We start from the raw sequence: 23986 nt of genomic DNA, 5'->3' as shown, positions 1-23986 counted from the left end.
GAGACGACGTGACCGCTTCTACCTCTCCCGTCGCTCACTGGGCTGATGTGCTGACGCTGCGCGACGAGGTTCGCCAGACTGAAGGGTCGGTAGGCGAGCTGCAGATGAGCCTGGCCAAGGCTGTCTACCAGACCGTTCCTGTGCCGTACGCAGACTGCACTTACTACACGGACATCACCCAGCCAACTCCAAAGCTTGTAGGGTTTCTTGGCCGCGTAGCTCGCAGGCTCGGCGTGAGCCATCTCGAAGCACAGGCGTGCTTTCATCTCGATCAGGGGATGGGTGGCGGAAAGAGCCACGCGCTCGTCGGGATCTGGCACATGATTAGTCGCCCTGGCGCTTTCTTCTCATCTGAGCTAGGGCAGGCAGTGAGTGTGGAGGCTAGTGCAGGTCAGAACCCGGTCGACCTGTCCCGAGTACTTCCGGTCATCTTGACCTGCGATGGGATGTCGCCCGGAAAGACCGACCCTCGCTTTGGCCCTGCTACGGATCTATTTGGTCGCTTTCTTTGGCTGTTGTTCGCAGAAAACCCGGACAGGATGACCCGCTACCAGCATTACAGCAATCTGGGGGCGAACAAGGCGACCTTGCAGGCGGCGTTTGCCGAGGTTGATCGCCCGGTTTTGGTTCTCATTGATGAACTCATGGACTACACCATGGCGCTCACCGATGAGAGCGCCATCGGCGGGATGCCCGGCGAGCAGGCGTTCCTGAATGCCCTGACTGACGCTGTGGATGATCAACCTAGCGTGGCTCTTGTGATCGTCATGATCAAGAGCGAGGAGGACCAGAGCGGCTACCATCCGGCAGCCGTAGCCTTTCGTGACTACCTGAGTCCGCGATTGCAGCGGAACGGGGAGACGGTAACGGTAACTGAGCCGTCCGACTTCGCGCAGATCATTCGTCGGCGTCTTTTTGCTCAGGCCAAGACTGATGATGTCGAGAATTCCACAGCTGCTGCTTTCACTGCGGCCGGCCAACGGGGGGCATGGAAAGATCAGGTATACACGCCTCTTGGAAGTAAGCGCACACTGGCCGGACTATCGGAACGGGTTGCTGAAACCTACCCGTTCCATCCGGATCTTTTCGCTCTGGTAAGTAAGGAGTGGACCGTAGTTCAGGCCTTCCAGCGAGTGCGTTCGACCGTGTCGATCTTTGCCCGTACCGCCCTCTTCTGGAGTAACGAGCACAAATCGGGACGCTGGGCTCCCGCCCTCATTGGCGTGGGCGACATACCGCTCCACACCAGCGCACTGGAGGCACTTCTCTCAAGCGGTGTGCTTGCAGGCAACGACCGAGCGATTCAGGGCTACCGCGCTGTGGCGACCACTGACATCGTCAACACTGGTGCAGGTGGTGGTACAGCGTTTGTCCTTGATGCCGCCTTGAAGGCCAATGGGGTTGATGCCGGACAGCCAGTGCCGGCATTGCGGATGGGTACCGCATGCCTGGCCTACAGTCTGGTACCCCGCCCTCGCGCGGTCCGGGGAGCAACCAAGGCTGAGCTGCTGGCCGCGGTTGCGGGTCCTGGCGTTGACTATTCAGCGGCCGAAGAAGTGTTCAACGCCCTCGTGGCGAGCCCGGCCGAGGGAGGACTTGGTGCCCTTGAGCGGAGCCGACCAAGCAGGGGGGCTGAGCGTTTCTATCTGTCCATCAAACAGACGCTGAATATGTACCACGCAAATGCTCTGTCGATGGTCAGTGGTGAAGAGTCAGTCGACATGGTGTGGGTGCGTGCACAAGCACTGGCGGAGAAGCACAGCTTTACCGCTCTCCACAAGCTGGCGCGTCCTGACCATGAAGCCTCTGCGTCCGCCGCCTTTTCTGGACTGGATTCTCAGCAGACGAGGCTCGTTGTCCTCGACCCTCGCCGCTGGACTCTGCTCAACGGCCGGGACCAGGCAACTCGTGCTGACATCGACGTCGCGTACGGAATATCTCCAGGATTGCCCAGTACTTTTGCAGCTTCGATGGTGATGGCTGTGGCCACCACCCAGCGACGGGACCGGGCGAAGGCTTTCGCACGCGACTATCTAGCCTGGAATCAGGTTGTCGCTCAACTGGCTGAGGACAGTGAAGAACTTGCCGAAGCACGCGCGCGCCGTGACCAAGCCACCCAGAAGCTTGATGAGGCTGTCGTTTGGGCGTACCAGCACTATGCGTTTGTGTTGAGGACTGACAGCGGCCTCGCAGTGCAGTACAAGACGCTACCAGAGCCGCAGACATCGCTCTCTGGTCGTCATGTATGGACTGCCCTGGTAGCGGATGGCCGGGCCGTCCAGATGAACCAGCTCTCCGCCGAGTATGTGGCGCAGCTCATCACGTCGGGTCAGTACGGGCGGGACCTGACACCTAAGGAGCTGTTCGCGCACCCCTACAGCGATCCGACCTGGCCGCTAATTCAAACGGACGAGGAAATGCGTCTGGCGCTGTTCAAGCTGGCCACGTCCGATGAATGGATGCTGACCGACAGCGACGGCGTAGAGATTCGCCCGGCGAGCGCGACGCAGATCCAGTCAGCAACTCTGCAACAGCAGCTCCGGCCGCGACTGCTCCTAACACCGCCGGGGCAACGGAACGGAGAGGAGGCCGACGCCACCAACAGCAGTGACGCTGCCGGGGTGGCATCCGAGCGAATCAGTGAGTGCGGCTCGCCCGCTCCTGGCCACACTGCGGTCACTATTCCGGTTCAAGCCGGCAGGGCGCCCGAGCCGTCGTTTGAAACCACAGTCATCAGCATCCCTCTCTCTTCGGTTACCGACCCTGTGAAGCGGGAGCAGGTCTGGCACATGCTGCGCGAGGTAGCGTCGCTCGTCGACCCAGCAAAGTCGAGCCAGAACCATCTCCAGATGGTTGGCTTGCAGATCACTATCTCGGCCGCCACTGGAGAGACGAAGAGCATGCTTGGAAAGGCATCACAGGTACCCGGTTCCAGCTCACGAGTAGAGCAGGACGACCTCTAGAGGTTGGCATGCCAGCCAGACTCGTGCACCTGATGGGTAGTGAAAGTCGCCTGTGAACACTCGGTGGCGTCCCCATCTCTTTGTAGGGAGATAGGGACGCCACCGGAGTAGATGTTGGTCAGGCGGGCCAGGAAACACTGTTGGGCATGCATGAGCGTTCAGTGAGTCGCCTTCAGCAGACACCCTTGCCACACAAATGTACACAGGCGACCAAGGGGAAGGGATCGCCGGACGAGAGCGCCCGCTCACCGAACGTACAGCTGCTTGCGTACCCGCTTCCTGCGAAGGGTGAGCCAGACCGCACAGGTCGATCCGCCCCGGGAGGAACGGGGACGACCATGGGCGATTTCCGGTCAACAATGTCCGAACGCAGTGAGACACAGCTGGACTCAGGCGGACACGGGCGGACTCTGGCGGACGGGTTCTGCGGGGTTTTGCCTGGCCGGTCTGCATCCGCCCCTCGTTTGGCCGGGAGCGCGCTGCGCAACACTTCTCGTCATGCCGAGCTTTCAGCAGAGGAAGGCCGTGGGGGACGCCCACGAGCAGCGCATCGCCGAGGAACTGACCGCGCGCGGATGGGCGGTCAACCTGTGGGGCCAGGGAGTCCTCACCCACCCTGTTCAAGCCGCACTCCGAAAGACCGACAGCTCCCTTCGATGGACTCCCGACCTCCTTGCCGCCAAGGAGGGCCACGTCGCAATGATCGACTGCAAGTGCAGCATGACCAGTCGGGCGACGCACCGCCACGCGATCGAGAGCGCCGCGGTCCGCGCGCACCTCCAGCTCGTCGCGTGGACCGTGCTACCCCTCTACTACGAGTTCGACAGCCTCGACGTCCTCACCCCGTACGAGGCCCTCGCGGCGGGGCAGACCGGCCCCCACTCGGTCGCGGGTTCAGGGGCGCCGTATCTGCTCGTGCCTACGACGCACTGCCGTCCCTTCGACTCCGCTTTCGGCTCGCGGAGGCGACCTTCCGTCGCAAGCGACGCCGCCTGACCCAGCGCCGCGCCAGACCCGCTGCTCGGTACAACGCGTTGTACCGAGCAGCGCCGGGCTTCGAACGCCACCGAGAACCTCATGACGGAACATCAGCGGACCTGACGAACTATCACCAAAGTCAGCATTGGGTCAGCATTGGTCCTGGCAAAGCTGACCCCAGCTGGTCACACCTGGGAAACGTCGAGGGCCCGGAGAGGGCCTTCCGGAGCCCCCGTTGCTTGCCCCGCCGGAAAGGATCTCCGCACGGGATGCGGCCGCTCCTCGGCTGATCTCGACTGGTCACCAACTTTGGAAAACCGCAGGTCAGCGCACCCGCCCACGTGCCTTCAGCGGCCCCGGCGGGAGCTGCGGCGCAGGGATCGGGGGGCCGTCGTAGCCCTTCACTTCGCCGAAGCGGGTGCCCTCCATCCAGTCCTTGCGAGCCTGTACGATCTCCTCGTTGCTGCACCCGATCCAGTTCCAGAACATCACGATCTCCTCCTCGAACGGCTCGCCGCCCAGGAGCATCAGGCCGGCGTCCGAGGATGCCCGCAGGGGGAGTTCCGTGCGGCCGCAGCCGAGGTAGAGCATCGAGCCCGGGAGGACCGGGACGCCGTCCACGTGCGCCTCCCCCGACATCGACAGCACCGCGTACTCGAAGTCCGGGTCGAGCGGGAGCCGGGTCTCCGTGCCCGCCGCGAGCGCCAGGTCCGCGCCGACGATCGGGCTGTACGCCGTGCCCGGCGAGGTCGCGGTGTCCAGGGTGCCCAGGATGACCGTCGCCGTCAGGCCCGGGGAGGTCACCTGCGGGAGCTCCGCGTGGTGCTGGAAATGGGGCTCCACATTGCGGTGGTCCTCCGGGAGGGCCACCCACAGCTGGGCCCCGTGCAGGATGCGGCCGTGCGAGCGCGGGCTCTCCTCCGAGTGGCTGATCCCGCGGCCGGACGTCATCAGGCCGAGCTCGCGCGGGCGGATCGTCTCGAGGCTGCCCACGCTGTCCCGGTGCAGCACCTCGCCGTCGTGCAGCCAGCTCACGGTCTGGAGCCCGGAGTGGGGGTGCGGGGCGACCTGCATGCCGGGCTCGCCCGCGATGTCGTCCGGGCCGTAGTGGTCGACGAAGCACCAGGCGCCCACCATGCGGCGGCCCAGGTTCGGCAGGAGTCGGCGGACCTCGGTGGATTCCCCGAGCTTGACCGTACGCGGGCTGAGGAGCTCGCGGACGGGTTCGGCCACGACGAAGCCGCGGCCGCCGCAGGCGGAGAGAGCGGGCTGGCGATCGAGATTGCTCATACTGCACAACTTAGTACCGACACCGGCGCCGCGTTCGGTGGAATGTCCGGCCGCCCCCACGTGTTGGGGCAGGCGGACACATCACCTGAACGGCGGAAGGGATCTCGATGAACGCGCCGACGACGTACTTCGAGCACGGCACGGCGGCCGAGCGCTGGGAGCGCGCCCGGCTCTTCTTCGACGCGAAGGAGTACACGACGGCCGCGAACATCCTGGAGGCGCTGGCCGGCGAGGCCCCCGAGCAGCTCGCGCCCCGGCTGCTGCTGGCCCGCGCCTACTACCACTGCGCCCGGCTCTCCCGCGCCGAGCACGAGCTCCGCGCCATCCTCGAGCGCTGGCCGGTGGAGGACTACGCACAGCTGATGCTCGGCCGGACGCTGGAGCGCCAGGGCCGGGCCGACGAAGCCCGCCCCCACCTGCGGATCGCCGCCGCGATGGCGGGCGAGTTCCCCGAGTAGCGCCCCAGGTGGTGCGCCGAGTGGCGCACCACCCGGCCCCGTGCGTGCGGGGCCGGGCCGCAGCCTCGGTTAGCCTGGGGTCACGATGAACCGTCTGACCACGCCTTTCGGCTCCCACGAGCTCACCCGCTTCCCCGAAGACCCGCGCGACCAGCTCCGCGCCTGGGACGCCGCCGACGAGTACCTGCTGCGCCACCTCGACTCCGGTACGGGGGAACACGGCCCGGTGGACCTGGCCGGCGCCGGGCAGATCACCATCCTCGGAGACCGCTGGGGGGCGCTCACGACGGCACTGGCCGCGTACCACCCCACGCAGATCACCGACTCCTACCTCGCCCGGGCCGGCACCGCCGCGAACCTGGACCGTGCCGGGATCGGCACCGCCAAGTCCACGGTGCGGCTGCTGACCACGCAGGACCCGCCGCCCGAGCGGATCGACGTGCTCCTCGTACGAGTGCCGAAGAGCCTGGCGCTGCTGGAGGACCAGCTGTACCGGCTGGCGCCGCACGTGCACGCCGGCACGGTCGTCGTGGGCACGGGCATGGTCAAGGAGATCCACACCTCCACGCTGAAGCTCTTCGAGCGGATCCTCGGCCCGACCAGGACCTCGCTCGCCGAGAAGAAGGCCCGGCTGATCTTCTGCACGCCGAGCGCCACCTCGACGCGGGCCGTCGACCCGTGGCCGGTGACGTACACGCTGGACGAGGACGCGGGCTCGGGCTCCGGCCTCACCGCCGTCAACCACGCCGGGATCTTCTGCGCCGACCGGCTCGACGTCGGCACCCGCTTCTTCCTCCAGAGCATCCCGAACAACACGAACGGCGCCCGGGTCGTGGACCTGGGCTGCGGCAACGGCATCGTCGGCACGGCGGTCGCGGTCGCGGACCCGCGCGCCGAGATCGTGTTCACCGACGAGTCGTACCAGGCCGTCGCCTCGGCGAAGGCCACGTTCCGCACCAACGTCCAGCACGAGCGCGAGCGGGCCGACTTCCTCGTGGGCGACGGCGTGGCCATGCTGGACCCGGGCTCGGTCGACCTGGTGCTGTGCAACCCGCCGTTCCACTCCCACCAGGCGACGACGGACGCGACGGCGCTGCGCATGTTCGCGCAGTCGCGCAAGGTGCTGCGCCCGGGCGGTGAGCTGTGGGTGGTCGCCAACCGCCACATGGGCTACCACACCCACCTGCGCCGCCTCTTCGGCAACAGCGAAGTCGCCGCGAGCGAACCGAAGTTCGTGGTGCTGCGGGCGGTCAAGCAGGAAGAGCGGCCGCGCCCCATGTGACCTGCCGGTACACCCGCCGGTAGCTCCCCCGGTTCGCCCTACACTCGGCCGCGTGAGCAGGCAGGTGCGAGAAGAAGACGGTACGGACGGCAGCGCGGACACCAGCGCCGGCGGCGAGCGCTACCGCCGCGAGGACCTGGCCCGCGCGGCCGGCGTCAAGGTGCGCAACCTGCGCTACTACCAGGAGCGCGGGCTGCTCCCGCCGCCGCGCCGCGAGGGCCGCATCGCCTGGTACTCCGCGGACCACCTGACCCGGCTGCGCCTCATCAGCGATCTCCTCGGGCGCGGATACACCGTCAACGGGATCGCCGAGCTGCTGCACGCCTGGGAGGCTGGCGGCGGGCTGTCCCAACTCCTGGGCCTGGAGCGGGCGATGACCCGCGACTGGGTCCACGAGGAGCCGGTCATCATGACCCTGGCCGAGCTGCGCGGGCTGTTCGGCCCCGCGGGGACGGCCGCGGACACCCGGCGGGCCGCGGAGCTGGGGTACGTACGGATCGAGGGCGACCGGGTCACGCACCAGAGCCGGCGCCTGCTGGAGGCCACGCTCACGCTCGTGCGGCAGGGCGTGCCGCTCGCGGAGATCCTCGACGCGGGGGACTTCGTACAGACGCAGGCGGCCGCACTCGCCGACCGTTTCGTGGGACTGTTCCGGCGGCATGTGATCGGACCGGACGGGTTGGAGCGACTTTCGGCCACCCAACTGGATCACATCTCGGACGCGGTGGCGGCGCTGCGTCCGGTGGCGGGCGAGGTCGTGGCTTCGGAGTTCGCCCGGGCGATGGCCCTGCGGGTGGAGGCGGAGGTCGCCGAACTGCTCCGCAAGGACGCGTAAACCCGCGTAAGACCGCGCTGGAAGCAGTAACCGATCGGTAGGAGTCGGCCGAAAAGGCGCGGTCGAACAACCTTGCCAACCCCCATTGGCACTCTTACATTCAACTCGTCGGTAACAACGGTGCACAGCCGAAATAAGGGACGATCTCATGGCAGATTCCCCCAACTTATCGGGTTCCTCCGCCCCGCCCGGCAGAGACGACGAGGGAGGCGGCCGCGTCCGCTGGCGCCGCTTCGCCGTCCTGACCCTCCCCGCCATCGCCGTGACCGCGGGCCTCGGCATCGCCCTCGCGCAAGGCGCGCTCGCCGCCTCCTTCGCCGTGTCGGGCCAGCAGTTCAAGGTGTCGGCGACGAGCCTGGAGGGCGAGGGCTTCGCCCAGTACGGCAGCATCGACGTCAACGCCCGCGAGGAGCTCATCCCGGTGGCGGTCACCGCCATCAAGGAGGCCAAGCTCCACAGCCTCTGCCAGTCGGTCGTGACCACGCTCCCGGTCGTCGGCGACATCTCGCTCAACCTCACCGCGGGCAAGAAGACGCCGGTCGAGGCCAGCAACCTGTTCGTCGACGCCACCCAGCTCGCCGGCGACGCCGTGTTCAGCAACATCGAGATCGGCCGCGACGCCTCCACCCTCGACAAGGGGCCGACGGAGGCCGTGGGCATGCAGGACCTGTTCGCCCAGCAGGCGGACACCGTCAGCATCACGGATCTGCAGCAGACGGCCTGGGCCACGAACGCGGGCACCTTCAAGCTCTCCGGGCTCAGCATGAACATCAGCAAGGGCAAGAAGGAATGCTTCTGAGCCTCTGGCGGCGGTGGCGGCAGTGGCGTCGGGGCCGCCCGTTCTGGGGAGGGCTCTTCGCCGTCCTCGCCGGGGCGGAGATCTGCGCCCTGCCGCTCGCACCGCTGAAGGTGATGCTCCAGCAGGGCATCGCGGGCATCCCCTCCGTCCTGATGGGCATCGTCATGATCGTGCTCGGCCTCACCGCCTGGTTCTCGCCCGCACAGCGCAGCCTCGCCGGTGTCCTCACCACGCTCATCGCCACGGCCGCACTGGTCATGTCGAACCTCGGCGGGTTCCTGATCGGCACCCTGCTCGGGATCCTCGGCGGCGGGCTGATGTTCGCCTGGCAGCCGAACCCTCCCGCGCCGAACTCCGCCGCCCCGCGTCCCTCTCCCGGGCCGCCGGACCCCGTACCACCGCATCCCCCCACCCCAACCGGCACCACCGCGCACCCCGATCCCCAAGGAGCACAGCCATGAGCCGCACGCGTACCGCGCTCGCCCTCGGGTTGGCCGCCGCCGGAGCGCTGTCGGTGGCCTCGGTCACCGCCACCGCCGCGCCCTCGCCGCTGGCCGGATCGACCACCGTCACCCCGGCCGGGCACTCGTTCAAAGCCGCCCTCAGCGGCAAGGCCACCCTCAAGGCCGGTTCGGTGACGGTGACTTGTACGGTCTCCGTCTCCACCGGCACGGTCCCGGCCGCCCCCGGGAACCAGAACCCCGCAGGTCCCGTCTCGTCGCCGATCACCGCGCCGACGTACAGCTCGTGCACCTCCAGCATCCCGGGCGTGACCCCGACGGTCACCACCAGCGGTTCCTGGTCGGTGTCGATGCAGAACGGCACCCCGATCACCGCCACCATGACCGTCCCCGTCGGCGGGCTCGTCGTGCACACGACCGGCCTGGCCACCTGTACGGTCACCGCCGCCCCCACCGCCCCGGCGAACGTCGGCGGGTCCTGGGTGAACGGCGCCCCGCCGAGCCTGACCTTCACCAACGCCTCCGTGCCGGTCACGGTCACCGGCGGGTTCGGCTGCCCGACCAGCGCGACCTCGTCCGTCTTCAACGCCGTGTACAAGGTCACCGACACGACCGACCCGGCGCAGCAGATCACCGTCGGCCCCTGACGGGCGGCGGCAACCCGTACGAGGAGGCCCGCCGGCCCCGGAGCGATCCGGGGCCGGCGGGCCTCCTCGGCGGTACGGGCGGGTCAGCGGTACGGGCGGGGCCTCAGCGGTGTGCCGGGAACTCCACCACCTGCTGGTACGTCGGCCGGTTCTGCCAGTTGATCTGCGGGTGGCTCAGCCCGCCGACCGGACGCTGCACGATCGAGTCCGCGCACCACTGGTTGCCGGCCGCGCAGGTCCCGTCGGCCGGGTACACCGCCGCCGGGGCGGCTGCGGCGGCCTGCTTGAGCGTGGCCGCCATCGCGTCGCGGCACGCGGACAGCGAGCCGCCGCCGCAGTACGCCTTGGCCAGCGGGCCGGCGACCGGCCGTCCGAGCACCGAGCGCAGGTCCTTGTCCGCGTAGCTCCACCAGCCGTACTGGAACGCCGACCCGGCATGGGAACCGGTGGGCCCGTGGCCCGCGTTGGGCGCCTCGTCGACGGTCAGGGAGGCCCGCAGAGCGTCGTAGAGCGGCGCCCCGAGCCCCGGTTCGAACTCGGCCTCGATCAGCAGCGGCCACCAGGCGTCCATGATCCGGATGGCGTCGGCGTGCGCGTACGCCTTCGAGCCCTGAGCGGTCTCCTTTCGCTCGGTCCCCGCCGCCTGCCACGCCGCCAGCTTGTCGACGGCGGCGGCCACCGCCGGATCGGTGACCGGTCGGCTGCGCAGCACCGCGAGCAGCTCGGGCAGCAGGTTCTCGGCCCGCAGGTCGGTGACGGCCGCGTCCGCCATGGCCTGGGTGAGCTTGGCGCGGGTGACCCCGCCCGCGGCGACGAGCGGTTTCACGCGCTGGTCGAGGAGGTCGCCGCGGTGCACGGAGCCCATGCCGAAGCCGGCCGCGCCGTACTCCTTGGCCTGCTTGTTGTTCCAACTGATGTAGTAGTCCTGCCCGATGGACTGCGGGTGCTCGGCGGGCGGGGTGTACGCGGCGGTGTTGGCCGCCGGGTCGAAGCCCTGCCACTCGTACTCCTGCTTCGCCGCGATCGGCAGCGCGGCGTCGACGCCGGCCGGCCGGACCGGGTTCGACCCGCTGTTGTAGTACGCCGCTTCGCGCGCGTCGGCGTAGAACCAGTTGAACGCGTAGCCGATGTGCTGGGCGGCCTGCTGGAACGTACGGGCGTCCGTCACGTACGAGGGGTCGTTGAGCATCTGGAAGCCGATGATCGAGTCGGCCTCGTGGCGGTACGTGGAGCGCAGCGCGGTGTAGGCAACGGGCTTGCCCGCGACGGTGGCGCGGTGGGTCACCATGCCGTAGTTCGTCCGCCAGACCTGCATCCGGTACGAGCCGTTCGGCGTCGGGTCGGCCACCGAGGACTTCCAGGTGTTGGTGCGCTCCAGCTTCTCCATGGGGGTGCAGGTGCCGCGGTAGAGGTACGAGGCGCTCGCGGTGGTCGGGACCCCGCCGCCCGGCTCGCACAGCTCGACGGCGAAGGTGTCGGTGATGTCCTGCCCGGCGGAGGTGGCGCTCCAGGCGTAGTCCTGGCCGCGGCCGAGCTGGACGTACATGCTCACCCCGGCGAAGGAGGCGCCACGGGCGCTGATACCGGGGCCCTGGAGCTCCTGGAGCATGAGGAGTTGGGGCGCGAGGTAGCCGGTCTGCGGACCGAAGACGGCGACGGGGTGGCCGCTCGCGGTCTTCGCCCCCGAGACGAGCAGGGCGTTGGACATGCTCTGCTTGACCGGCTTCGGCGGATCGGCGGCGGCCGCGGTGGCCGCCGCGCCCGTGCGGTCGTAGACCAGCTGCTCGGCGGTGACCGAGCCGGGATCCGGGAGCGCGGTGCCCTGCGGGTTCGCGGGCTTCCGTGCGTACGGGAAGCTCGTGCCGTCGTGGACGGTGAGCACGGCCTCGGGGTCGTCGCGCTCGCGGAAGGACTCCCAGACCCGGGTGCCCTCCTCCAGACCGTACTTCTGCTGCGCGGCGAGCAGGGAGAGCGCGGCCTGCACCTCGCCGCCGCCACCGCCGCCGAACAGCCCGCCGACGACGGAGGCGAGGGCGATCAGGTCGGTGGTCTTGAACGGCTGGATCTCGCCGGCGTTGGTGATCGAGTCGATGTGGCCGGTGAGGACGTACTCGCCGGGGAAGTAACGGCCGTCCTTGGACTGCACGCGGTAGGCGTTGATGCCGTCGACGTACGCCTGCGCGTCCTCCATCGCGAGGCGGCCGCGGTCGCCCTCTGTGGTGCGGATCCGGTCCACCTGCGCCTGGAGGTCGGCCTCGGTGTACGGGGCCTGCGGCCAGAACTGCTGCTCCAGGCCCTGGTTGGCGAGGGCTCCGCCGGCGAACGGGGTCAGGTCGCCGCGGCCGACGTGGCGGAAGAGGTCCATCTGCCAGAGCCGGTCCTGGGCGGCGGCGAAGCCCGCTCCGAAGGAAGTCCCGTAGCGGGTGGTGCCCTTGATGTGGGGGACGCCGGTCTTCTTGTCGCGGGTGATGGTGACGTCGGAGCGCGGGCTGGTGGTCGACTCGATCTGGTCGGCGGGGACCCCGAAGGACGCGTCGTTGAAGAAGTCGTTGACCTTGGCGTCGGTGAGCCCGGGATATCCGGCCACCAGCGAGTCGTAGCGGGCCAGTTGGTCGGAGGCGTGGGCGGGCATCGTGCCGAACGCCTTGTGCAGGAGGATCTGGGCGAGGGTTGCGTTGCCGTTCTGGCCGGGCGGCAGGATGTCCGCGCACTGGCCGCCGCAGTGGTCGGCGACGGGAAGCGGCACGGGATCGGCGGGCGGCGCCGCGGCCGCGGTCGCGGCCGCGAGCGGGGAGAGCAGGGCGGCGCCGAGGGCGATCACCCCGGCGGCTACGGCAGTTCTCAGGCGGGCGGTGGGACGTCGCATACGTGCTCCTCCGTGGGGCAGGAAGCGGTCACGGGGGAGGGTACTGGCGGGGCCTACCGCTCAGTAAGATGAACGACCGTCACTTTTCAGGGGAGTTGGCGTCGCCGACAGTGCGTCGGGCATAAATCCGTTGCCGGACATGCGGGGTGTCGGACAGGCTCGCTGCCATGTCACAGAAAGAGCGCCATGTCGCCGACCTCTTCTCCGGCGGCCGGCTCGTCGCCATCCCGCGCAAGGCCGCCCGCCGCGAGCAGCTGCTCGCCCACCTCGCCGAGACCCTCTTCGAGGAGGGCCGGACGTACACCGAGCCCGAGGTGAACGACGCGCTGCGCACCGTGCACGAGGACTGCTCGGCGCTGCGGCGCTACCTGATCACCTCGGGCCTGCTGACCCGCACCCGCGACGGCAGCAGCTACCGGCGGGCCGACGTCGTGGACCCGGCTATCCCCGGTACGCCTCCAGCAGCCTGAGCCAGATCTCGCTGATCGTCGGGAACGCCGGGACGGCATGCCACAGCCGGTCGATCGGGACCTCCGCCGCGACCGCGATCGTGGCCGCGTGCAGCAGCTCGGCCGCGCCCGGGCCGACGAAGGTGGCCCCGAGGAGCACCTCCCGGTCCAGGTCGACGACCATCCGGGCCCGGCCCCGGTACCCGTCGGCGTACAGGCCGGCGCCCGAGACCTTGCCGAGGTCGTAGTCGACGGCGCGGACCCGGTGGCCCGCCCGCTCGGCCTCCGCGAGGGTGAGGCCCACGGCCGCCGCCTCCGGGTCGGTGAACACCGCCTGCGGCAGGGCCTGCGTATCGGCGGTCGCCGCGTGCGCGCCCCAGCGGCCGGTGTCGAGCGGGGGGCTGCCCGCCGCGCGGGCGGCGATGGCGGCCCCGGCGATCCGGGCCTGGTACTTGCCCTGGTGGGTCAGCAGCGCGCGGTGGTTGACATCGCCGACGGCGTACAGCCAGTCGTGGCCCTGGACGCGGCAGCTTTCGTCGACCGGGATCCAGTCCCCCGGGGTCAGCCCGACGGTCTCCAGCCCGATGTCCTCGGTGTGCGGCGAGCGGCCGGTCGCCATCAGCAGCTCGTCGCCCTCCAGGATCTCGCCGCCCTCCAGTACCACCTGGACGGGCCCGGTCGAGCCGTCCCGTACGACCGCCTCGACGGCAACGTCCGTACGGACCACCGCACCGGCCTCGCGCAGCGCCTCGACGACCAGCTCGCCGGCGAAGGGCTCCATCCGCGGCAGCAGCCCGGAGCCGCGTACGAGGACCGTCACCCGGGATCCGAGGGCCTGCCAGGCCGTGGCCATCTCGGCGGCCACCACCGAGCCGCCCACGATCAGCAGCCGGCCCGGCGCCTGCTGGGCGGACGTGGCCTCCCGGCTGGTCCACGGCCGCGCCCCGGCGAGCCCGGGCACGTCCGGGATCACGGCGCGGGTGCCGGTGGCGACGACCACGGCGTGCCGGGCCGCGAGCACGTGGTGCTCGCCCTCGGGGCTGGTGACGGCGACCTTGCGGACCCCGTACAGGCGACCGTGGCCCCGGTAGAGGTGGGCGCCGATCGACTCGATCCAGTCGACCTGGCCGTCGTCCTTCCAGCTGGAGGTCCAGTAGTCGCGGTGCGCGAACACGGCCGCCGCGTCCAGCGGCCCCTCCACGGAGCCCGCGAGCCCGGGCACCCGGCGGGCGTCCGCCCTGGCCAGCGCCGGGCGCAGCAGTGCCTTGCTGGGGACACAGGCCCAGTACGAGCATTCACCGCCGATGAGTTCGGCCTCCACCAGGGCGGTCGTCAGCCCGGCGGCGCGGGTCCGGTCCACGACGTTCTCGCCCGCCGGTCCCCCGCCGAGCACCACGACGTCGTACTCCACCGCTTCCGACACAGTCACCATCCGTGGTTCCAGGGGCTCTTGTTCCCTGTCACCTTACGTGGGGACCGTGGGGCGCGCGGGAGACGCGCGGTGGCCGCGTCCAGACCCGCGGGCGCTCGCGCGGCAGATGCTCGACGGCGCGGTCCCGCGGCCGGTCGGCGGGTGGGAGCTCAGGCCTCCGCCGTGCCGGGCTGCCCGTCCTGCTGCGACGCGGCGATCTTCGCGCGCACCTCCTCCATGTCCAGCGCCCGCGCCTGCCCGATCAGGTCCGTCAGCGCGGCCTCCGGCAGCGCGCCGGGCTGCGCGAAGATCGCCACCTGGTCCCGGACGATCATCAGCGTCGGGATCGAGGTGATCTGGAAGGCGGCCGCCAGCTCCTGCTGCGCCTCCGTGTCCACCTTGGCGAAGACCAGGTCCGAGTGGGCCTCCGAGGCCTTCTCGTAGACCGGGGCGAACTGGAGGCAGGGCCGGCACCAGCCCGCCCAGAAATCGATCAGCACGAACGGGTTCTCGCTGACCGTCTGGTCGAAGTTCTCCTTGGTGAGCTCGACAGTAGCCACGGTTCCAGACCTCCTGATTGCCTTGTATGCACCTTGAACGATCGGCTCGCCCCGCGCATTCCGCCGCGGTGCACGTGCGGGCCGCCGCACGGCGTCGGCGGCCCGCACGTACGTGCCGTCTCAGAAAGGGTGCCCCGCCGGAGCCGAGCGGACCGTCGTCCAGCGCAGTTCCGTGAAGGCGTCCAGGTTCGCCTCGCCGCCGAAGCGGGCCCCGGTGCCCGAGGCGCCGACCCCGCCGAACGGGGCCACCGCCTCGTCGTTCACCGTCTGGTCGTTGACGTGCGCGATCCCGGTCGGGATCCGCCCCGCCAGCTCCATCCCGCGCGCCGCGTCGCGGGTCACGATCCCGAGCGAGAGGCCGTACGGGCCGGCCGAAGCCAGGGCCACCGCCTCCTCCTCCGTCACGAAGGACCGTACGGGCGCCACCGGGCCGAAGACCTCCTCCGCGTAGGCGGGGGTGTCGTCGGCGACGCCCGCCAGCACGGTCGGCCGGTAGAAGAGCCCCTCGTACGTGCCGCCGGCGACGAGCTTGGCGCCCTGCTCCGTGCTCGCCTCGACCAGGGCGTGGACCCGCTCCAGCTGGCCGCGGTCGATCAGCGGCCCAAGGTGCACCCGCTCGCGGTACGGGTCCCCCACCGCCAGCGCCTCGGCCCGCGCGGCGAGCCGCTCTACGTACTCGTCGTACAGCGAGGCGTGGACGAGGTGCCGGCCGGCCGTCATGCAGATCTGGCCCTGGTGGAAGAACGAGCCCCAGGAGGCCTGCGCCACGGCGGCCTCGACATCGGCGTCCTTGAGCACGACGAGGGCCGAGTTCCCGCCCAACTCCAAGTGCGCCCGCTTGAGATGACGGCCCGCCAGCTCCCCGACGAGCCGTCCGGCGGCCGTCGACCCGGTGAACGACACCACCCGGACCAGCGGATCGGCGACCACCGCCGCCCCGGTCTCCGCGCCCCCGGGCAGCACGTGCAGCAGCCCGTCCGGCAGCCCGGCGGCCGCGAAGACGGCGGCGAGCGCGAGCCCGCCGCACACGGCGGTCCGCCGGTCCGGCTTGAGCAGCACGGCGTTGCCGAGGGCGAGGGCCGGGGCGACCGAGCGGATCGCCAGGATCAGCGGCGCGTTGAACGGGGCCACCACGCCCACCACCCCGGCCGGGACCCGGCGGGTGAAGGAGAGCCGCGGCGCCTCGCTCGGCAGCACCTGCCCGGCCGGGCGGGAGGCCAGTGCGGCGGCCTCGTAGCACTCCTGGGCGGCGACGTGCAGCTCGAAGTCGGCCTTGCCGGGTATGGAGCCGGACTCCCGCACCAGCCAGTCCCGCAGCTCCTGCGCGTGGGCGGCGAACAGGTCTCCGGCGCGGCGCAGGACCGCGGCCCGCTCCATGTGGGAGGCCCGCGCCCAGTCCTCCTGGGCGGCCCGGGCCCGTAGGGCGGACTCGGCGACATCGGCGGGCGCGGCCAGGGCGAGGGTGGCCAGGGTGCGGCCGGTGGCGGGTTCGACGACCGGGGCGGCGCCCCCGGTCAGGGTCGGTCCGTCCTGCCAGAGCGTCGGTTCGAGGAGCGGCATGGCGCGGGGCCTCCGGTGGGGATGGGCGGGGCGGGGGGCGGCAGCACGCGCCATCGTGCCAGACCGGAGGCACCACATCTGTTCAGTTATTGGGCAGTTGACGGGCCGCCGTGACCGGAAATGATCGACGGCCCGGCGGCGTGGGTGCGTTGCGTTCAGCGCTCCAGGACGAGCGCGATGCCCTGCCCGACCCCGATGCACAGCGTCGCCATGCCCGTACCCGAGCCGGCCGCGGCCAGCTGGTGCGCTACCGAACCGGCCAGCCGGGCCCCGGAGGCGCCGAGCGGATGCCCGATCGCGATGGCACCGCCGCGCGGGTTCAGCACCGCCGGGTCCAGCTCCGGCCAGGCCGCGAGGCAGCCCAACGCCTGCGCCGCGAAGGCCTCGTTGAGCTCCAGCGTGGTCAGCTCGGCCAGGCTCCGGCCCGCCTTGGCGAGCGCGCGCTGCACGGCGTCGACCGGACCCAGGCCGAAGAGCTGCGGCTCGATGCCCGTGACCGCGGAGGCGCTGATCCGGGCCAGCGGCTCCCGGCCGGTGGCGGCCAGCCCCTCCTCGTCGGTCAGCAGCAGCGCCGCGGCGCCGTCGTTGAGCGGGGAGGCGTTCGCGGCCGTGACCGTACCCGTGCCGTCCGTCCGGAAGGCGGGCTTCAGGCGGGCCAGCGATTCGGGCGTGGAGCCCTCCCGGATGCATTCGTCGCGTACGAGGTCCACTCCGGGGTACGCGACGACCTCGTCCCCGTACTGTCCCGCGGCCCAGGCCGCCGCCGCCTTGCGGTGGCTCTCCAGGGCGAAGAGGTCCTGGGCCTCGCGGGTGATGCCGTGCTTCTCCGCGATGAGTTCGGCGCCCTCGCCGAGCGAGCCCGTCCACTCCGCGGGCATGCGCGGGTTGGTCATCCGCCAGCCCAGGGTGGTGGACCACATCTGCTGGTGGCCGGCCGGGAAGGGTCGCTCGGGCTTCTGCACCACCCAGGGGGCGCGGCTCATCGACTCCACGCCGCCCGCGATGGCGACGGAGGCGTCACCCAGCGCGATCGCGCGGGCGGCCTGGATCACCGCTTCGAGGCCCGACCCGCAGAGCCGGTTGACGGTGACCCCGGGGACGGACACCGGGAGCCCGGCGAGCAGGACGGCCATCCGGGCCACGTCCCGGTTGTCCTCGCCCGCGCCGTTGGCATCGCCGAAGACCACGTCGTCGATGCGGGCCGGGTCGAGGTCGGGCGTACGGTCCACCAGCGCGCGTACGACGTGCGCGGCGAGGTCGTCGGGGCGGACCCCGGCGTAGGCTCCGCCGAACTTGCCGATCGGGGTGCGGACGGCGTCGACGACGTAGACGTCGCGGACGCTGCGTCCGTCGCGGGCGGTGCGGATGCTCATGGGGGCTCTCCTGGGCGGATCCGTACGGGCGGCGCCGGGGCGGTGCCGGGATCGGCACCCGGTGCGGTGCCGGGCGCGCCCGGTGGGGCGCGCCCGCAGTCTCCGTCCGCAGGTCACCGGCTGTCAACGGCCCTCTGCCGGCCAACGGCCGACCGCCGGAGGGGGCTGCCGGCACGAGCCGGTCGTGAGGGGCCGGTCCCTCGTGGACTGATCGTCACGGGCGACCTCACGGGCCGGTCGTCACGGGCCGGTCCTCACGGGGCCGGACCTCACGGGGCCGGTCCTCACGGGCCGGTCCTCACGGGCCGGTCGTCAGGTCGACTCCCGCCGGATGGCCACGGCGGAGATCAGGTCGTGCCGCTGCGTGATCTCGCCCGGCTCGCGCACCGCCCGGTCCACCAGCTCGGCCAGGTGGTCCCCGGTCGGCAGCTCGATCTGCACCGTGCTCAGCCGGGGCCGCAGCAGTCTGCCGATGAGCAGGTCGTCGGCGCCGATGACCGCGACGTCCTCGGGGACCCGCAACCCCTCGTCCAGCAGGGCGCGCATCAGCAGCATCGCGTACTCGTCGTTGTACGCGAACACCGCGTCCAGGCCGAGCGAGCGCCAGCGGGCGGCGAGGGCGGCGGCCGACTCCTCCGAGTAGGCCATCGCCAGCGGCTCGACCTCGGCGCCCGCCACCGAGCGGGCGCCCTCCAGCCGGGGGGCGGAGAAGAGCTCCATCCCCTCCTCCTCCGGGACGACCACGCCGATCCGCCGGTGGCCCCGCTCGACGAGGTGGGCGGCGGCCCGGGCGCCGACCTCGCTCTGGTCCATGACCAGGGCGTGGGCCCCGGGGACACCGACCGGGCCCATCGTTATCACCGCGCGGGCGCCGGCCCGTTTGAGCGTGGCCACGTTGTGCGCGGAGAGGGTGATCTCGCCGAGCGAGATCACCGCGACCGGGCGCAGCTCGGCCCAGGCACGGGCGGCCTCGTCGCCGCTGAGGCCGAGGCTGCCGTACTGGACCACGGTGTAGTCGAGGCGGCGCAGCGACCACTGGAGCTCGTTGAGGAAGGCGCTGTAGAGCGGTCCGATCGGCACGTGCGAGCTGGGCAGCAGCACGATGCGGGTGCGGCCGGCGCGCAGGCTGCGGGCAGCGGCGTGCGGCACGTACCCGAGCTCCTCGGCGGCCCGGCGGACCTTGCGGCGGGTCGGCTCGCTGATGCGTACGGCTTCCGCGTTGTTGAGGACGTAACTGACGGTCGCGCGCGACACGCCGGCGAGACGGGCCACGTCGGCGCTGGTCGGCACGGGGGCCGGCTGCGGCGGTTTCGATGACTGTGACATTGCCGTGGCATCTTTCCAGACCGATTGCGCCCGGGGGCTAGCGGATGGCCGGAAACGAATGCTACACAGTGGTTACACGATTCATTGACACGTGTAACTCGGGCGTCACATCCCGTTCCCCGGGGGCACCGCAGCACGTGTCCGACCGTGTCCCGCCGTGCCGCCGCCCTGTCGTGTTCCGACGCACCCCCGCCGCCGCGACAGGGCGGCGCGCACCCTCCCCGTACCCCTCCCGCGCCCCTCCCTGCACTGCTTCCCCACACCTCCCGACGCCCCCTCCCGTACCCCTCACCTCACCTCTACCCCACCCTCATCCGCACGAAGAACCCGCCCAGGAGGGCACCGTGGCCCTTTCCTCCTCCGGCACCGGCACCGCCGGAGCCACCCCCGACGGCGCGTCCGCCGCACCCGCCGCACCCGCCGCCACCAGCGGCCCGCGCGCTCCCGGACGCGGCCTGTTCCCGTTGCTGCTCGTCGGGAACAGCGCGATGTACGCGCTCTACATCGGCGTCGGCGGCGTCCTGCTCGCCCTCCAGGTCGAGGACATCGACCCGGCGAACAAGGTCTCCAACTTCGGCCTGATCGCGGGGGTCTCGGCGATCTTCGCCACGATCTTCAACCCGGTCGCCGGCGCCCTGTCCGACCGCAGCAGACGGCGCAATCCCTGGATCCTGGGCGGCGGACTCGCCGCCGTACCGGCGATGTTCCTGCTCGGCGCCGCCGACACGATCCTGCTGATCACGATCGCCTGGTGCCTCGGCCAGGCCGTCATGAACGCCTACCAGGCCGCCATCACCTCCGTGGTCCCCGACCGGGTCCCGAAGTCCGCCCGCGGCAAGGCCTCCGCGGCCGTCGGGCTCGGCCTGCCGTTCGGCTCCACCCTCGGGGCGCTGATCGGCGCCGCGTTCTCGGAGAACTACCGCACCGGGTACCTCGTCTTCGGCGCGGTCGTGGCGGGCGCCGCGGTGCTGTTCACCGCCTGCACCCGCGAGGAACGGCTCCCGGCGCGCGCCCCGCTGCCGGTCAAGGAGCAGCTCGCCGCGTTCACCGGCGCCCTGCGCGACCACGACTTCCGCTGGGCCTTCATCGGGCGGGCGCTGCTCGTGCTCGGGTACTTCGCGGTCAGTGGGTACCAGCTGTACATCCTCCAGGACCACACCGTGCTGCCCGACGGCATGAAGCCGGAGGCGGCGGTGGCGGTGCTGATGCCGCTGACGAGCATCGCGATGGTGCTCTCCACGGTCCTCGGCGGGTACCTCTCCGACCGGCTCGACCGCCGCAAGCTGTTCGTCGGCGCCTCCGCCCTGCTGTCGGCCGTCGCGCTCGTGATCCCGGCCGTGTCGAACAGCTGGACGGCCATGCTGGCCTTCGCGGCCGTCAACGGGCTCGCCTTCGGCTCGTACATGGCCGTGGACACGGCGCTCGTGACGATGGTGCTCCCGAAGGCGGAGGACGCGGCCCGCGACATGGGCGTGCTCAACATCGCGAACGCGGGGCCGCAGATCATCGCGCCGTTCATCGCCTCGGTGATCGTCTCGCTGAGCGGCGGCTACACCGCGCTGTTCATCGTCGCGGCGGTCCTGTCGGTGGCGGGCGCGCTGGCGGTGAAGCCGATCCGCAGCGTGCGCTGAACTGCCGAGAACTGACGAGAACTTCCGAGAAATTCCGACACTCCGAGACTTCCGAGAAGGGCATCACCGTGCAGCTGCACACCCACACCTGGGGCGAGGGCGACCGTGTCGCGCTCCTGATCCACGGCATGATGGCCGACCACCGGACCTGGCGCCGGGTGGGTCCCGCACTCGCCGAGCGCGGCTACCGCGTCATCGCCGTGGACCTGCGGGGCCACGGCGCCAGCGGGCGCGGCGAGTACGCCCCGGAGCTCTTCGCGCAGGACGTCGTCGAGACCCTGCCGGCCGGCGCCGACCTCGCCATCGGCCACTCGCTGGGCGGGCTGACCCTCTCGCTGGCCGCGGACCGGCTGAAGCCGAAGCGGGCGGTGTTCTCCGACCCGGCCTGGCACCTGGCCACCCCGGCCGAGGGGATGGGCCCGGAGGTGTTCGCACAGTTCAAGTCCGCGCCCAAGGAGCAGATCCGGGCGATGAACCCGCGCTGGGACGAGGCGGACATCGACGTCGAGCTGGAGACCCTGACCCTGTGGGACGAGGGAACGGCGCTCAGTCTGGCCCCGCTGTTCGGTACGGACCTGATGCCGGCGGCGCCGGTGGTCCCCTCACTCGTCCAGCTCGCGGACCCGAGCTTCCTCATCTCCCCGGAGCGGGCCGCGCTGCTGGAGGAGCGCGGTTTCGAGGTGCGGTCCGTGGCCCGCGCCGGACACACCATCCACCGGGACGACTTCGACGGGTTCATGGCCTCGCTGGAGGGCTGGATCCAGCCGCTCTAGCCACCCTCGGGCCCTCCCCGTTACCTTCGGTCCTACCGAGCGGTAACGGGGAGGTCCGATGTCGGTGACGTCGTCAGGTACGAAGGCTTCGACTGTGTCTTCCGGGCTGGTGGAAACGGCTCGGGCACTGGCCGAAGGAGGCGTCTCCGCACGCCGGTTGACGGAGGAGGCGCTGGAGCGGATCGCCGCCGCGCAGCCCGTCCTCAACGCCTTCCGGATCGTACGCACCGAGGCCGCGCTCGCCGAGGCGGACGCGGCCGACCGGCGCCTGGCCGCAGGTGAGCGGCTCCCGCTGCTCGGCGTACCGGTCGCCGTCAAGGACGACATGGACGTGGCCGGTGAGCCGACCGCGTTCGGCTGCGCCGGGGAGTTCCCGCCGAAGACCGCCGACAGCGAGGCCGTACGCAGGCTGCGCGCGGCCGGCGCGGTCGTCGTCGGCAAGACCCAGACGCCGGAGCTGGGGCAGTGGCCGTTCACCGAGGGTCCGGCGTTCGGCGAGACCCGCAATCCGTGGAACCCGGCCTACACGCCCGGTGGTTCCTCCGGCGGCTCGGCGGCCGCCGTGGCCGCGGGGCTGGTCCCGGCGGCGCTGGGGTCCGACGGGGCGGGTTCCGTACGGATCCCCGCGGCCTGGACCCATCTGGTGGGCGTCAAGCCGCAGCGCGGACGCATCTCCACCTGGCCGGAGCCGGAGTCGTTCCACGGGCTGACCGTCAACGGCGTGCTGGCCCGCAGCGTCGGCGACGCGGCGCTCCTGCTCGACGCCGCGAGCGGCCCGCACGCCGGGGACCGGCACCACCCGGCCCCCGTCTCGGCGGTCGAGTCGGCCCGTCGCACGCCGCGCCGGCTGCGCATCGCCCTGTCGTTCGGGATGGCCTTCACGGCGACGCCGAAGTCCCTTGATCCGGAGGTCCGTTCGGCGGTGGAGCGACTGGCGGGGCGGCTGGAGTCGCTGGGCCACGAGGTGGTCCCGGAGGACCCGCGCTACGGGCAGATCGGCCTGACCTTCGTCCCCCGCGCGACCGGGGGCGTACGGGACTGGGCGTCCCGGGTACCGGATCCCGGGCTGCTGGACCCGCGCACGCACGAGGCGATGCGCACGGGCCGGATCCTGGGCGGCCTGCCCCTACGGGCGTCCCGCCGGGCGGAGACCCTGCTGCGGCGGCGGGTCGGGGAGATCTTCGGCCGGTTCGACGTGGTCCTGACCCCGACGACGGCCACTCCCCCGCTGCGGATCGGAGCCCTGGCGGGACTCGGGGCGATGGCCACGGACCGGGCGATGATCGCGGCGTGCCCGTACGCCTGGACGTGGAACGTCCTGGGCTGGCCGGGGGTGAACATCCCGGCGGGCTTCACCGCCGAGGGCCTCCCCCTGGGAGCCCAGCTCCTGGGCCCGGCCGATTCGGAACCCCTCCTCCTCTCCCTGGCGGCCCAGGCGGAAGCAGCCGAAGCCTGGCCGAACCACTGGCCGACCGGGGGCTGAGCAGGTGCTGTGCGGGATCTGAGCGGGGGCCTGAGTGGGATGGTCGCCCTCAGAGGTTCTGTCCGCCGGAGACCTCGATGTTCTGGGCGGTGATCCAGCGGCCTTCCTCGGATACCAGGGTGGCGATCACCATGCCGATGTCGTCGGGTTCGCCGATCCGCCCGAGCGCGAAGGCACGCGCCATCTCCGGGATGATCTCCGGGTGCCGTTCGAAGGCGTTGTCGGCGAAACGGGTGCGGGTGGCACCGGGCGCGACGGAATTGACGCGGATGCCCCGCGGGCCGAACTCCTTGGCCATGTAGCGGGTCAGTACGGTCACCGCCCCCTTCAGCGACGCGTAGACGGAGTACCCGGGTGCCGTCACGTGCGGCAGTGCGGAGTTGCTGGTGGTGTTGACGATCGCCCCGCCGTCGGCCATCAGCGGCAGCAGCGCCCGGGTGAGGAAGAACGGGCCTTTGAACAGGCCGCGGGTGAGCCTGTCGAAGGACTCCTCGGTGGTGTCCTCGATCATCGACTCGCCCGCGAATCCGGCGTTGTTGACGAGGTGGTCGAAGGTGTCGCGCTGCCAGGTGGTGCGCAGCGTGTCGGCCACGGCCTCGCGGAACGCGGGGAAGCCGGCCGTGTCGCTGATGTCCAGGGGCAGTGCCACGGCGGTGCCGCCCCGCTTCTCGATCTCGGCGACGGCGGCTTCGCCGCCCTGCCGGTTGGAGCTGTACGTGAGGACGACTCCGACGCCCCGTGCGGCGATCTGGAGCGCCGCGCTCCGTCCGATGCCGGAGCTGGCGCCCGTGACCACGGCTACCTGCATGATGTGCCTCCCTCTCGTGCGGTGGAGTACGTG

Annotated in this window: 20 protein-coding genes; 12 read left to right on the top strand and 8 right to left on the bottom strand. The window is 71.0% G+C overall.

All coding sequences use genetic code 11. From position 1 onward, the window contains the following. The first annotated feature begins 8 nt into the window (after positions 1-8). Both ACIQU4_RS12045 and ACIQU4_RS12040 read left to right on the top strand, forming a co-directional pair. On the top strand, positions 9-2963 hold the full coding sequence (locus tag ACIQU4_RS12045) for a DUF499 domain-containing protein (RefSeq protein ID WP_403728481.1): 2955 nt from the start codon (positions 9-11) through the stop codon (positions 2961-2963). Positions 2964-3461: 498 nt separating this feature from the next. Beyond that, the gene (locus ACIQU4_RS12040; RefSeq protein WP_403728479.1) at positions 3462-3959 is read left to right on the top strand and encodes a hypothetical protein; all 498 of its coding nucleotides are present in this window, start codon (positions 3462-3464) and stop codon (positions 3957-3959) included. A gap of 306 nt (positions 3960-4265) precedes the next feature. On the opposite strand, the gene ACIQU4_RS12035 is transcribed toward ACIQU4_RS12040, so the two are convergent. Continuing rightward, the gene (locus ACIQU4_RS12035; protein ID WP_403728478.1) at positions 4266-5231 is read right to left on the bottom strand and encodes a pirin family protein; all 966 of its coding nucleotides are present in this window, start codon (positions 5229-5231) and stop codon (positions 4266-4268) included. Between the two features lie 107 nt (positions 5232-5338). Here ACIQU4_RS12035 and ACIQU4_RS12030 point away from each other — a divergent pair, with 107 nt between their 5' ends. The 6 genes from ACIQU4_RS12030 (at position 5339) to ACIQU4_RS12005 (ending at position 9713) form a co-directional block, all read left to right on the top strand. Further along, positions 5339-5689, top strand: coding sequence for a tetratricopeptide repeat protein (locus ACIQU4_RS12030; protein WP_403728476.1), 351 nt, complete (start codon positions 5339-5341; stop codon positions 5687-5689). 94 nt (positions 5690-5783) lie between these two features. Next, positions 5784-6971 carry a methyltransferase gene (locus ACIQU4_RS12025; RefSeq protein WP_403728555.1) on the top strand — a complete coding sequence of 396 codons (1188 nt, stop codon included), beginning with the start codon at positions 5784-5786 and terminating at the stop codon, positions 6969-6971. Between the two features lie 52 nt (positions 6972-7023). Beyond that, positions 7024-7806, top strand: a complete 783-nt coding sequence (locus ACIQU4_RS12020; protein WP_403728474.1) for a MerR family transcriptional regulator — start codon at positions 7024-7026, stop codon at positions 7804-7806. A 148-nt stretch (positions 7807-7954) separates the two neighbouring features. After that, positions 7955-8605, top strand: coding sequence for a DUF6230 family protein (locus ACIQU4_RS12015; protein ID WP_403728472.1), 651 nt, complete (start codon positions 7955-7957; stop codon positions 8603-8605). Beyond that, positions 8596-9066 carry a DUF6114 domain-containing protein gene (locus ACIQU4_RS12010; protein ID WP_403728471.1) on the top strand — a complete coding sequence of 157 codons (471 nt, stop codon included), beginning with the start codon at positions 8596-8598 and terminating at the stop codon, positions 9064-9066. The genes ACIQU4_RS12015 and ACIQU4_RS12010 overlap by 10 nt, the downstream gene beginning before the upstream one ends. Then, a complete protein-coding gene (locus tag ACIQU4_RS12005; RefSeq protein ID WP_403728469.1) occupies positions 9063-9713 on the top strand; it encodes a hypothetical protein in 651 nt (216 codons plus the stop codon). The genes ACIQU4_RS12010 and ACIQU4_RS12005 overlap by 4 nt, the downstream gene beginning before the upstream one ends. 103 nt (positions 9714-9816) lie before the next feature. Here the strand turns inward: ACIQU4_RS12005 and ACIQU4_RS12000 are convergent, their stop codons facing one another. Further along, complete coding sequence (locus ACIQU4_RS12000) at positions 9817-12579, bottom strand: penicillin acylase family protein (RefSeq protein ID WP_403728467.1); 2763 nt, start codon at positions 12577-12579, stop codon at positions 9817-9819. Positions 12580-12746: 167 nt separating this feature from the next. On the opposite strand from ACIQU4_RS12000, the gene ACIQU4_RS11995 reads away from it, so the two are divergent. Continuing rightward, complete coding sequence (locus ACIQU4_RS11995; protein ID WP_403728465.1) at positions 12747-13049, top strand: DUF2087 domain-containing protein; 303 nt, start codon at positions 12747-12749, stop codon at positions 13047-13049. On the opposite strand, the gene ACIQU4_RS11990 is transcribed toward ACIQU4_RS11995, so the two are convergent. From ACIQU4_RS11990 to ACIQU4_RS11970, 5 genes are all read right to left on the bottom strand, one after another. After that, entirely contained in the window at positions 13021-14460 is a 1440-nt protein-coding gene (locus ACIQU4_RS11990) for a dihydrolipoyl dehydrogenase family protein (RefSeq protein ID WP_403728464.1), read from the bottom strand. The genes ACIQU4_RS11995 and ACIQU4_RS11990 overlap by 29 nt on opposite strands. Positions 14461-14609: 149 nt before the next feature. Next, positions 14610-14999, bottom strand: a complete 390-nt coding sequence (locus tag ACIQU4_RS11985) for a thioredoxin family protein (RefSeq protein WP_403728463.1) — start codon at positions 14997-14999, stop codon at positions 14610-14612. A gap of 120 nt (positions 15000-15119) precedes the next feature. Further along, positions 15120-16559, bottom strand: coding sequence for an aldehyde dehydrogenase family protein (locus ACIQU4_RS11980; RefSeq protein ID WP_403728461.1), 1440 nt, complete (start codon positions 16557-16559; stop codon positions 15120-15122). A 155-nt stretch (positions 16560-16714) separates the two neighbouring features. Next, positions 16715-17932 (bottom strand): thiolase family protein, encoded by a 1218-nt coding sequence (locus tag ACIQU4_RS11975; protein ID WP_403728459.1) that lies wholly within the window; start codon positions 17930-17932, stop codon positions 16715-16717. Positions 17933-18244: 312 nt separating this feature from the next. Continuing rightward, complete coding sequence (locus ACIQU4_RS11970; RefSeq protein ID WP_403728457.1) at positions 18245-19258, bottom strand: LacI family DNA-binding transcriptional regulator; 1014 nt, start codon at positions 19256-19258, stop codon at positions 18245-18247. Between the two features lie 344 nt (positions 19259-19602). On the opposite strand from ACIQU4_RS11970, the gene ACIQU4_RS11965 reads away from it, so the two are divergent. The 3 genes from ACIQU4_RS11965 to ACIQU4_RS11955 all read left to right on the top strand — a co-directional run bounded on the left by ACIQU4_RS11965 (position 19603) and on the right by ACIQU4_RS11955 (position 23145). Next, positions 19603-20889, top strand: a complete 1287-nt coding sequence (locus ACIQU4_RS11965) for an MFS transporter (protein ID WP_403728456.1) — start codon at positions 19603-19605, stop codon at positions 20887-20889. Between the two features lie 68 nt (positions 20890-20957). Beyond that, positions 20958-21662, top strand: coding sequence for an alpha/beta fold hydrolase (locus ACIQU4_RS11960; protein ID WP_403728454.1), 705 nt, complete (start codon positions 20958-20960; stop codon positions 21660-21662). A gap of 58 nt (positions 21663-21720) precedes the next feature. Then, the gene (locus ACIQU4_RS11955; RefSeq protein WP_403728452.1) at positions 21721-23145 is read left to right on the top strand and encodes an amidase; all 1425 of its coding nucleotides are present in this window, start codon (positions 21721-21723) and stop codon (positions 23143-23145) included. A gap of 49 nt (positions 23146-23194) precedes the next feature. Here the strand turns inward: ACIQU4_RS11955 and ACIQU4_RS11950 are convergent, their stop codons facing one another. Continuing rightward, complete coding sequence (locus tag ACIQU4_RS11950) at positions 23195-23953, bottom strand: SDR family NAD(P)-dependent oxidoreductase (RefSeq protein ID WP_403728450.1); 759 nt, start codon at positions 23951-23953, stop codon at positions 23195-23197. Between the last annotated feature and the right edge of the window lie 33 nt (positions 23954-23986).

Origin of the sequence: Streptomyces sp. NPDC090741, from assembly GCF_044769045.1 — a bacterium.
Classification (GTDB): Bacteria; Actinomycetota; Actinomycetes; order Streptomycetales; family Streptomycetaceae; genus Streptomyces.
This window is presented reverse-complemented; position numbering and strand designations above follow the sequence as displayed.

What these genes read in the sequence shown, in the direction of transcription:
- ACIQU4_RS11970 (WP_403728457.1), bottom strand. Translation starts at nt 19,258, where the DNA reads ATGTCACAGTCATCGAAACCGCCGCAGCCGGCCCCCGTGCCGACCAGC.
- ACIQU4_RS11990 (WP_403728464.1), bottom strand. Translation starts at nt 14,460, where the DNA reads ATGGTGACTGTGTCGGAAGCGGTGGAGTACGACGTCGTGGTGCTCGGC.
- ACIQU4_RS12035 (WP_403728478.1), bottom strand. Translation starts at nt 5,231, where the DNA reads ATGAGCAATCTCGATCGCCAGCCCGCTCTCTCCGCCTGCGGCGGCCGC.
- ACIQU4_RS12010 (WP_403728471.1), top strand. Translation starts at nt 8,596, where the DNA reads ATGCTTCTGAGCCTCTGGCGGCGGTGGCGGCAGTGGCGTCGGGGCCGC.
- ACIQU4_RS11975 (WP_403728459.1), bottom strand. Translation starts at nt 17,932, where the DNA reads ATGAGCATCCGCACCGCCCGCGACGGACGCAGCGTCCGCGACGTCTAC.
- ACIQU4_RS11995 (WP_403728465.1), top strand. Translation starts at nt 12,747, where the DNA reads ATGTCACAGAAAGAGCGCCATGTCGCCGACCTCTTCTCCGGCGGCCGG.
- ACIQU4_RS12005 (WP_403728469.1), top strand. Translation starts at nt 9,063, where the DNA reads ATGAGCCGCACGCGTACCGCGCTCGCCCTCGGGTTGGCCGCCGCCGGA.
- ACIQU4_RS11980 (WP_403728461.1), bottom strand. Translation starts at nt 16,559, where the DNA reads ATGCCGCTCCTCGAACCGACGCTCTGGCAGGACGGACCGACCCTGACC.
- ACIQU4_RS11955 (WP_403728452.1), top strand. Translation starts at nt 21,721, where the DNA reads ATGTCGGTGACGTCGTCAGGTACGAAGGCTTCGACTGTGTCTTCCGGG.
- ACIQU4_RS11950 (WP_403728450.1), bottom strand. Translation starts at nt 23,953, where the DNA reads ATGCAGGTAGCCGTGGTCACGGGCGCCAGCTCCGGCATCGGACGGAGC.
- ACIQU4_RS12015 (WP_403728472.1), top strand. Translation starts at nt 7,955, where the DNA reads ATGGCAGATTCCCCCAACTTATCGGGTTCCTCCGCCCCGCCCGGCAGA.
- ACIQU4_RS12000 (WP_403728467.1), bottom strand. Translation starts at nt 12,579, where the DNA reads ATGCGACGTCCCACCGCCCGCCTGAGAACTGCCGTAGCCGCCGGGGTG.
- ACIQU4_RS12040 (WP_403728479.1), top strand. Translation starts at nt 3,462, where the DNA reads ATGCCGAGCTTTCAGCAGAGGAAGGCCGTGGGGGACGCCCACGAGCAG.
- ACIQU4_RS12030 (WP_403728476.1), top strand. Translation starts at nt 5,339, where the DNA reads ATGAACGCGCCGACGACGTACTTCGAGCACGGCACGGCGGCCGAGCGC.